The following is a 9,034-nucleotide window of genomic DNA, read 5'->3' as shown; positions in this document are numbered from 1 at the left end:
CTATCTCTAGCAGGTGGGAAAACCTTGAGAGTACCATGGATTATTGTCTCAAACACCTTTATGCTTATCGACGCCAGATTCAAAGAAATTTAAACAGATCCCCAGAAACATGACAAAGTAGGGTTAAGATCGATTGCTAAATTTGATTTCAAATTTGATCCTTTCAATGTAATTGGATCAGATGGTTTTGAATGGCATTTTGGTGTAAAACTTAAAAGCTGTTTTAAACTCACCAAATCTATTTTTGTCAAATTTGGTATCCGTGAGCTTATCTTCCCTTCTCATTTTTTTTGGTAATAGTGACATCAATCTGAAATCATTCTCAAAGTGAATTCTAAGTAGCATAGAGGGTGGTGTTCATTTGCATGGTAAATCACAAGTTAAATGTTGGATGGTATTGAAGGTGAAGTGACTAAGTTTTCACTTGATTATTCGATATTCTCATATTGGCATAGGTGATTGACTGTGCGTATTATTTTCAAACACATTATTACCTGGTTGTGTTTTTTGCAACCTTAATCAAGAAAAAAATCATGTTCGATTTCGATATATTAACACTTTCGATAGCGATACTTGCTATCATTGGGTTTGCTATACCCTTTATTTATCAATACAATAAATCAAAAAGGAAAAAGTCATCTGCTATGGATGAAATTAATGACTTCGTCAAAAGTCACGGACTAAATTTGTCATCGATGGATTTTTGGAGGGGGAAATATTTCATAGGCCTTGATACGGCAACGAAAAAGCTTGTTTATGCCAATTGGAATTCAGGTTTTCAAGCTAAATTAATTGATCTTGAAAAATATGTTCAGACTAATATCCACGAAGATGTAAGGTTGGTTGGAAGCGGTTCTGACAAGCGAAAGGTTGTAGACAGCATTACTTTAGGGATAACAATTCCCAAATCAAAACTGCAATACCAATTGGAATTTTATGATGCAGAGTTGTTTTCTGATTTGGTAGGTGAGGGTGTTTTGGTTAGGAAATGGGACAAGCTGATCAAAGCGTCTGCATAGAATAATTAGGGTCTGCTGATAAAGTATAAAATCTTTCAATAGTTGGGAATTGCAGGGATTTTTTCTGATTTTCAGGGAGTACAAGTGCAAGGTATTATGGCAAAGAGAACCAAAAGGCGTGCACCACGCAGTGAATACAGCAGTCCCAGTCAGCTAACATTAGTAGGTTTTGAGACTCCATTTTATAACCAGCTTGATCCCGACAACCGCTGGGTTGTTCTCAGCAAGCAGATTCCCTGGGATGAACTCGTTGGTCTGTTTCTCAAACATAATCCTGTAAGGCAGACTGGTCGTCCATCACTGAACCCACGCATATTGATCGGGGCAGTGATCATCAAGCATATTCTCAATCTTGATGACAGAGAGACAGTTACCCAGATTACAGAGAATATGTATTTACAGTATTTTCTTGGCTACAGTTCCTATACCAAAGAAGCCCCTTTTGACCCTTCCCTGTTTGTGGATATCAGAAAGCGGCTGAGTGAGGAGCTTATCGCAGAGATGAATGAAAAGATACACGGCTTTTCGATGGAAAGGTCAGCTTCAAATCTGGACAAAGAAAAAAAGGACAACGGCCCGTCAGGAGGAGAAGGAGTAAGCCACAAGGGTGAGGTCATGTTCGATGCCACTGTCTGCCCGCAGGATATTGCCTACCCTACTGATATAGGACTGCTCAACAAGGCCAGGGAAATCTCAGAGGAAATCATAGATGAACTCCATTACAAAAACCGTGTAGGCAAAAAGCCCAGGACTTACCGGGAGAAAGCGAGGAAAACCTACCTGAAAGTAGCCCAGAACAGGAATCCCTCATGAAAAACAATCAGGAAAGGGATAAAGGCACAGCTCCAATACCTCAGAAGAAACTTCAACACGCTAGAAAAGCAGCTTGATGTCTTTGAAACCTTCCCCCTTGAGCATAAGCTGCAGCGCCAATACTGGATCATCCAGACGCTTTATATACAACAGCTCGAAATGTATGAAAACAAAACCCATCAGGTAGAGGACAGGATAGTGAGTATCCACGAACCACATGTACGCCCCATTGTGAGAGGAAAAGCAAGGGCAAAGACGGAGTTTGGTGCCAAGATTCACCTGAGCATGGTTGACGGCTACTCCTTTCTGGACAAGGTATCATGGGATGCTTACAACGAGGGTTCCCAGCTTACAGAATACTTGGAAAATTACCGGGAAAGGTTTGGGTTCTACCCTGCAAAGGTTCTTGCTGACAAGCTGTACTGCAGCAGGGAAAACAGGAAGTGGCTGAAGGAAAAAGGGATAAAACTGGCGGCCAAACCATTGGGAAGACCATCGGCCAAGGCCGTGGAAAACCACGTAAGTCCAGGAGAGAGGAACCCGATAGAAGGGAAATTCGGACAGGCAAAGAACGGGTACGGCATGAACCGTATCAGGGCAAGGTTCAAAGATACCAGTCAATCGTGGATAGCCTCCATCATCTTAGTGCTCAACCTGGTCAAATTGGCCGGGGAGGCACTCCTATGGCTGGGTTTTTCAGCATGGGAGATGCTCAAAATGACAATAGTGAATAGTATTATAGCTGACTTAGGAAAGTTAAAAGTAAAAAACCAGCCCAGACTTGAATCTGGGCTGGTTTTCAGTAAGCTGGCTGTGTAAGTTTTTCAGCAGACCCTAATTACCAAATATATATCTGCAACATGTTGATTTGATTAAAGATTCAAGTTAGCGTGTTGCGGATAAAGCTTTAAAAAGGATTATTTAAATGAATCTATATTGATTTGTTCAGTTTTGAGTGTGATCTCTCTTATAATTTTGTCTAATTCTTCCGTAGATTCCATGATATGAACAAGCATTTCTTTAAGATCTTCTTTTTGGATTTCTTCCTCTGTAGCATTTAGAAGATTGATTAGTCCCATCAACCTTGCGAGAGGAGCTCTTACTACATGAGACTGTATCCAAGCGATCTCTTTAAGTTTCGCATTTTGCTTTTCTATGGCGTCAATATATTGATACTTCAAAGTTACATCATTGGCCAAAACTAAAATTGCATTTTGGCTTTGGTATTCAAGGTCGTTATAGCTTATTTCTACGTCAATTACCTCCCCATTTTTTTTGATATGTTTAAATAGCCCAGACATATTTGAAGCTTTGTATCCAGGGTATGAAGGGTTGATTTTTGTAATAAGATTATACACTTTTTCCTTTTCATCTTCTGGCCTAATGTCAAAAACAGACATTTCAAGAAATTCCTCCTTGGTATATCCATAATGCGAAATGGCAGCTTTATTTACATCCAGAAATTTGAAATTTTCCTTGTTGAATACATACATTGGTAATGGACTTAGATGAAAAAGTTCTCTATACCTCTTTTCAGAGAGTTCTAACTGACTAAATACTTTCTTACGCTCTATCGCATAGATGATACTCATCTGCAAAATCTCTGGCTTCAATTCATCTTTAAGGAGGTAATCTGCGGTACCCATTCCTATAGTTTTGATTGCAAAAGTCTTGTCAGTATATCCAGTTAATACAACTACAGGAGTGTTTTTGGCTGCTCCCAATACAGTTGTGACAAGCTCAACACCACTTCTATCAGGTAAGCTGAGATCCAGAAGTACAACATCATAATCGTCAATTTTTTTTAAAATAGCCTCTTTACAGGTTTTTGTTTGTTCGATCTCACAAGTTGAAAAGCTCTCTTCTAAATATTCAGAGATCAAAACAAAATCACCTGGATTATCTTCTATTACTAATACTTTAATGTTTTCGTATTTGTCTTTCATAAAAGTTTAGCCATTGTTTGGTAAGGTAACTAAAGAGAACCAAAAAGTTTCAATGGTTTTTACGGCATTGATAAAATCTTCAGCTTCCATAGGTTTAGTAATAAAACAATTGACATGATTTTTGTAAGAAGCCATAATGTCTCTATGGGATGATGAAGTAGTAAGCATGATCACAGGGATATGCTTATGTTTGTCATTAGATTTAAGAAACTCTAAAACCTCATGACCATTCAATTTGGGAAGATTTACATCCAAAATTATCAGATCAGGGCTCATAGATTTTTCATAGTCTCCTATTTTTTCTACAAACTTAATGGCTTGTTCGCCGTCTTTTACTACACTTGTGGTATTCTTAATCTTGGCTTCTTCCAATGCCTCTAGTGTCAAAAGAATATCTCCTTCGTTGTCTTCAACCAATAAAATGTGCACATTTTTCATATACTTGGAAATCTTCTTTTTTTAAGCTTATCACTTAAAACAATGAGTAATTGATTTCTGTGAATATACAAAAAAGATTGAGCAGTTTTTCTTTAAACTTAAGATTTACCACCAAAAAATGGTGTCTTTAACTAAAATCCCAATAAATTATATTGATTCTAAATTGGAGTTGAAATCACAATTCAAAATGATTTTTTGAAACAATTGATAGTTTATAGTAGCTTCGAAATATTTTAAGTCAAATTTTTAGGAATAGAAAATATAAATTTACTTCCTTCATTGGGTATTGACTCAACCCAAATTTCGCCTCCAAATTTTTCAATAATTTTTTTGCATACTGCCAACCCAATGCCTGTTCCTTCATATTCGGATTTTGGATGTAGCTTTTGGAAGATGATAAATATTTTTTCTAAATAAATTTTTTCGATACCTATTCCATTGTCTGAAACTTCAAAACTCCACTCATTTGTTTTTTCGTAGCATGTAATATGAATCTCTGGAATTGTTTTGGGACGGTGGTACTTTATGCCGTTGCCTATCAGGTTTTGAAGTAGTTGGACAAATGGCGTTTCTTGAATTAAAATATTCGGTAATTTTCCCCATGAGATTTGAGCTGATTTTTCTTCTATCAATCTTTTATTCAGTTTGATAGCTTCTTTCAAGGCTTCTTCAACAGAGACCATTTTGAATTCCTCAGTGAAAGTACCTACTCTTGAGTAAGATAATAAGTCAAGAATAACCTGCCTCATTCTTTTGGCACCATCTGTTGCATAATAAATATATTCTTTTGCTTTTGAATCAAGTTTATCCGTATACTTGGTTTCTAATCTATTTAAAAACCCTGTGATCATTCTCAATGGTTCTTGTAAATCATGTGATGCGATATATGCAAATTGTTCCAACTCCTCATTGGAAGCTTCAAGTTTTTTTGCCCTGAGTGCCAGTTCCTCACTAAGGTGGATCAATTCCATCTCTGTGATTTTGCTTTCCGTGACATCTACTATGGCACCAATGAATCTAACAGGTTTTTCTTCTTCATTTTTAATGACAATTCCTTTTTCTAAAACATAAGCAAAATCACCATCCGCAGTCCGTATACGATAACTTGCGTCCCAATTTTTTCTGTTACTATTCAAAAAATCGCTAAGGTCTTTTTGCAGTTGCCTCAATTCATCTATTTCAATAAGGCTGTGCCAAAATTTCATGTTTTCTTGATACAATGCTAACTTATAGCCAAAAAGTTTTTCAAAATTTGGAGTCCTGTAGACTACTCCTGTTTCTAAATTCCAATCCCAAATAGCGTCAGACGTAGCTTGAGTTACATACTCGAATCTTTCATTACTTTGTTTGATTTCTTTAGATTGTTCTTCTAGTAACTTTGTTAAAATAGAAGGAGTCCGAGCGATATAGTAAGTCATATAGCCTAATAGGAACGACAAAAAAATCCGTATTAGCATAAATGGAAGTACTTCATGGAATGCAGTAGACTCTTTGAGCTGTATTGTTAAAATCCAATCTCGGTCTCGCATAAAAACTGTTTTTTTAAAACCATTGTATTTTTCCTGACTTTTTGGGAGAAAAAATTCTTCTTCACCTGTTACCCTATTGATCATAGAAAGCTGAATATAAAAATTAGACAATTCACTATTTTCTAACTCTCTTGTACGAATAAAAGAGTTTAGTTTAATTATTACTGCTGCAAATCCCCAAAACTCTCCAGATTTGAATATTGGCCTTCTTCCTACGATCCCCAGTCCTCCTTGTTTTAAAACAATAGGGCCTGCGAAATAGAGATTTCTTCTCTCAATGGTAGTCATTGCATCCACTTTAGCAATTGAATCATTAAGAATATCAAAACCAATAGCTGCTTCATTTCCAATCAAAGGATAAGTGAATTTTATTTTACCGCCTTCTACAAGTTGAATTGCGTCTATGAAAGTATTTGTCTCCAAAAAGTCTTTTGAAACTATTTCGAATTCCTCAAAAGAGATACTATCTCTTATTTCTAGAAATTCTAAAACCCTTGTAATTGCTATGCTATTTGAAAGTGCTGAATTAATTTGCTTTTCAATAAGCAAAGCGTATTCATTAGTGTATTGCTTTTCATTTCTTTTTTTTAATTCATAATCTTTTACAGTAAAATACTGAAGTCCACTAATCACCATAAAGACGAAAATACCAAGAGCAATTGGGTGCTTATGTAGAATGCTAAACTTATATATTCCTTTCAATGTAAAGTTAAATCAAATTGATAAATGTGTTTATTGGCAATTTTGAGAACTTGTTTTTTCACTATAGCCCTTTTACTCGCTTAGGTATGGTGAAATAAAACCTACTTCCTATATTTTCTCTGGAATCTAATCCTATTTGTCCTCCAATATGATCCACAATTCTTTTACATATAGCCAATCCTATTCCAGTACCTGAATAGGTGTTTTTATCATGTAATCTTTGGAACACGTTAAAGATTTTGCCGTGATATTCTTTGGGTATGCCTATACCATTATCTTCTATTGAAAATTCCCATGAATCCCCAACGTCTTTGGATGTTATCGAAATAACTGGATAGACGCCTTTTTTCGAATATTTTAATGAATTAGAGAGGATGTTTTGTACAAGTTGAATGAAGGCACTTTTATTGGTTTGGATGATTGGGAATGTTCCCATGTTAATCTTGGCGTTGGTTTCTATGATTTTTTTTGCCAATAAATCGCAAGCTTCAAGGATGGCATGGACTGATTCAAATCTAGTGATTTCAATATTGGACTTTCCGCCAACTCTGGAAAATTCCAATAAGTCTAGAATAATCTGTCGCATTCTAAATGCACCATCTACAGCATAATTGATGTAGGATTTTGCTTTTTCATCAAGTTGATCTGAATATTTCTTTTCTAATAATGACAAAAAACTGGTAATCATTCGAAGGGGTTCTTGAAGATCATGCGAGGCTACAAAGGCAAATTGCTCTAATTCTCCATTTGAAATCTCAAGTTCATGATTGCTTTCTTTCAGCTCAAGATTTAGCTTTTGAAGTGACAATTCAAAGTCTTCCTTTTCTATAGCATTTCCAAAGTTATTTGCAATCGTCTGAAGAAAGGAAATGTCTTCTTCTGTCCAGTCTCTTTCATACTGGCATTCATCAAAACCTAAAAACCCAAATAATGTATTTTTAGAATGAATAGGAATCAAGAGTAACGATTGTATCCTATTTTCAACCATAAATGATTTAAGATGTGGATTTTCTACACTGGATAATTTGATACTATACGCTTCCTTTTTGAGTGCTTGCCTATAGATATTTGGGAAGTCTTCTAAACTAAATGAAGACTCTGAATCTGTTGTCTTGCTCGTCTCTTCGTCTAGCTTAGACCAAATATATTGTTTTTTCGAACAGAGTTTGTTGGTGTTTTTTATTGTCTGATTTGCCAGTAAATAAACCCTGTCCACATCAGAAGCTTCGCCAATTTTGCCCAAATTTCTTACCAGTACACTTTCCCAACTTTCAAAGGATAGGAGCGACTCCACAAGGCTTGCAATTACTTGAAGGTACTTGGTCTTTTGAATGATTGATTTTTCAGACTCTTTTTGAGAAGTGATATCCTGAAGCGCACCTATCATTCTTACAGCTTTTCCATTTTTGTCTCTCAATATCAAAGAATGCTCTGATACATAGGCATAATTCCCGTCATTTTTTCTGAACCTGTAGGTAGCAGACCATTTCAGCTGATTAGGGTTTGACTTGGCCGCATCCAAACTTGACTTTATAAAAGGATAGTCGTTAGGGTGAATATTGTTTTCCCAAACATCTTCTTTTTCTTTTCTGATCCCGGGTTTATGACCAAAAAGTGAATAAAATCCCGAACTCCAAAATACCTCTCCAGTTTCTACATTCCAGTCCCAAATAGCATCAGATATCGCTTGAGATGCATAAATAAATCGCTCATTACTAGAGTGAAAATCATTACGTTGCAAACTTTCAAGTTGAATGACTTGATTAGTAATATCCTCCGTCGTCACGATTACTTTAGATAGACTATCTTCATAGCCTATCATTACCTTACTTTTGATAAGAATACTTACTATTTCATTGGTGAAGGTTTTGACAGTAGTTTTTCCTTCGAAGTAGTACTTTTTGGTACAAATGCAGACTAATTGCTCTATAAAAGTGTTCAATGAGTCTAATGAGAATATCTTGTGCATATTCTTAAGCAAATCCTCTTTCGATTTTGCTTTATGAAGTTCGACGCAAGCTTGATTTAAGGAGACTACTTTGAAGTTTGCTATACAGCTATTGACGATTTCTAAGTTTTCTTGAAGAAAAAATCTCACCTCGTTTTCGTCCAAATCGAATAGGCCGATTGATATCAGGTGATTTTTCACCTCAGAAAAATCTTCTACCCATATAGGTGTGGGTATCATATCAAAAATTGACTGAAACTGCTGTGGTTCTTGGGGCATGATTAGGCAAGGATAGAATTAATCTTGAAAGCTAAATCTAGTGTTTCAAAACATTAACAAGATCGAAAAAATTGAATTAAATCAAAACTATAAAATTTTCTTCTACAGCATTTTTTCAAAATAGTTGAAAATGAAGGTTGACAATTGATTTCTATGCATGAATTCGAGTCATATAAAAAAAACATCTAAAAAATTAGTTTATAAATCATGAAATTTCATTTCTTTTTAGTTTATTCCTTAAATCCGCAAGTGAATAATTAAAAAAGCCAAAAAAGTGGCTGAATTAATTGTATTCAGGCTTTTTTGGCTCGTTTTTTTTCACTTATTTAGGTGTTACCACACATCCTTAATAAGATTTAT

General features: G+C 35.6%; 7 protein-coding genes. 3 read left to right on the top strand and 4 right to left on the bottom strand.

Annotated features, from left to right (window positions below):
- The first annotated feature begins 533 nt into the window (after nt 1-533).
- The 3 genes from MM239_RS20110 (at nt 534) to MM239_RS20100 (ending at nt 2,651) form a co-directional block, all read left to right on the top strand.
- Nucleotides 534-1,019 carry a hypothetical protein gene (locus tag MM239_RS20110; protein ID WP_241350124.1) on the top strand — a complete coding sequence of 162 codons (486 nt, stop codon included), beginning with the start codon at nt 534-536 and terminating at the stop codon, nt 1,017-1,019.
- A 96-nt stretch (nt 1,020-1,115) separates the two neighbouring features.
- Nucleotides 1,116-1,832: a transposase gene (locus MM239_RS20105; RefSeq protein ID WP_241350123.1), complete on the top strand. Its 717-nt coding sequence runs from the start codon at nt 1,116-1,118 to the stop codon at nt 1,830-1,832.
- A 159-nt stretch (nt 1,833-1,991) separates the two neighbouring features.
- Nucleotides 1,992-2,651, top strand: a complete 660-nt coding sequence (locus MM239_RS20100; RefSeq protein ID WP_241350122.1) for a transposase — start codon at nt 1,992-1,994, stop codon at nt 2,649-2,651.
- 98 nt (nt 2,652-2,749) lie between these two features.
- On the opposite strand, the gene MM239_RS20095 is transcribed toward MM239_RS20100, so the two are convergent.
- The 4 genes from MM239_RS20095 to MM239_RS20080 all read right to left on the bottom strand — a co-directional run bounded on the left by MM239_RS20095 (nt 2,750) and on the right by MM239_RS20080 (nt 8,674).
- Nucleotides 2,750-3,778, bottom strand: a complete 1,029-nt coding sequence (locus tag MM239_RS20095) for a PAS domain S-box protein (RefSeq protein WP_241350121.1) — start codon at nt 3,776-3,778, stop codon at nt 2,750-2,752.
- Between the two features lie 6 nt (nt 3,779-3,784).
- Nucleotides 3,785-4,216 (bottom strand): response regulator, encoded by a 432-nt coding sequence (locus MM239_RS20090; RefSeq protein ID WP_241350120.1) that lies wholly within the window; start codon nt 4,214-4,216, stop codon nt 3,785-3,787.
- Between the two features lie 233 nt (nt 4,217-4,449).
- Nucleotides 4,450-6,447 carry an ATP-binding protein gene (locus MM239_RS20085; RefSeq protein WP_241350119.1) on the bottom strand — a complete coding sequence of 666 codons (1,998 nt, stop codon included), beginning with the start codon at nt 6,445-6,447 and terminating at the stop codon, nt 4,450-4,452.
- 61 nt (nt 6,448-6,508) lie between these two features.
- Nucleotides 6,509-8,674 (bottom strand): ATP-binding protein, encoded by a 2,166-nt coding sequence (locus tag MM239_RS20080; protein ID WP_241350118.1) that lies wholly within the window; start codon nt 8,672-8,674, stop codon nt 6,509-6,511.
- Between the last annotated feature and the right edge of the window lie 360 nt (nt 8,675-9,034).

This window comes from Belliella filtrata (genome assembly GCF_022549775.1).
Taxonomy (GTDB): domain Bacteria; phylum Bacteroidota; class Bacteroidia; order Cytophagales; family Cyclobacteriaceae; genus Belliella; species Belliella filtrata.
The sequence above is the reverse complement of the archived record's forward strand: the minus strand, read 5'-3'. Positions and strand labels throughout refer to the sequence as shown.

Coding starts and splice junctions, on each gene's coding strand:
- MM239_RS20080 (WP_241350118.1), bottom strand. CDS start 8,674: ATGCCCCAAGAACCACAGCAGTTTCAGTCAATTTTTGATATGATACCC.
- MM239_RS20090 (WP_241350120.1), bottom strand. CDS start 4,216: ATGAAAAATGTGCACATTTTATTGGTTGAAGACAACGAAGGAGATATT.
- MM239_RS20100 (WP_241350122.1), top strand. CDS start 1,992: ATGTATGAAAACAAAACCCATCAGGTAGAGGACAGGATAGTGAGTATC.
- MM239_RS20095 (WP_241350121.1), bottom strand. CDS start 3,778: ATGAAAGACAAATACGAAAACATTAAAGTATTAGTAATAGAAGATAAT.
- MM239_RS20110 (WP_241350124.1), top strand. CDS start 534: ATGTTCGATTTCGATATATTAACACTTTCGATAGCGATACTTGCTATC.
- MM239_RS20105 (WP_241350123.1), top strand. CDS start 1,116: ATGGCAAAGAGAACCAAAAGGCGTGCACCACGCAGTGAATACAGCAGT.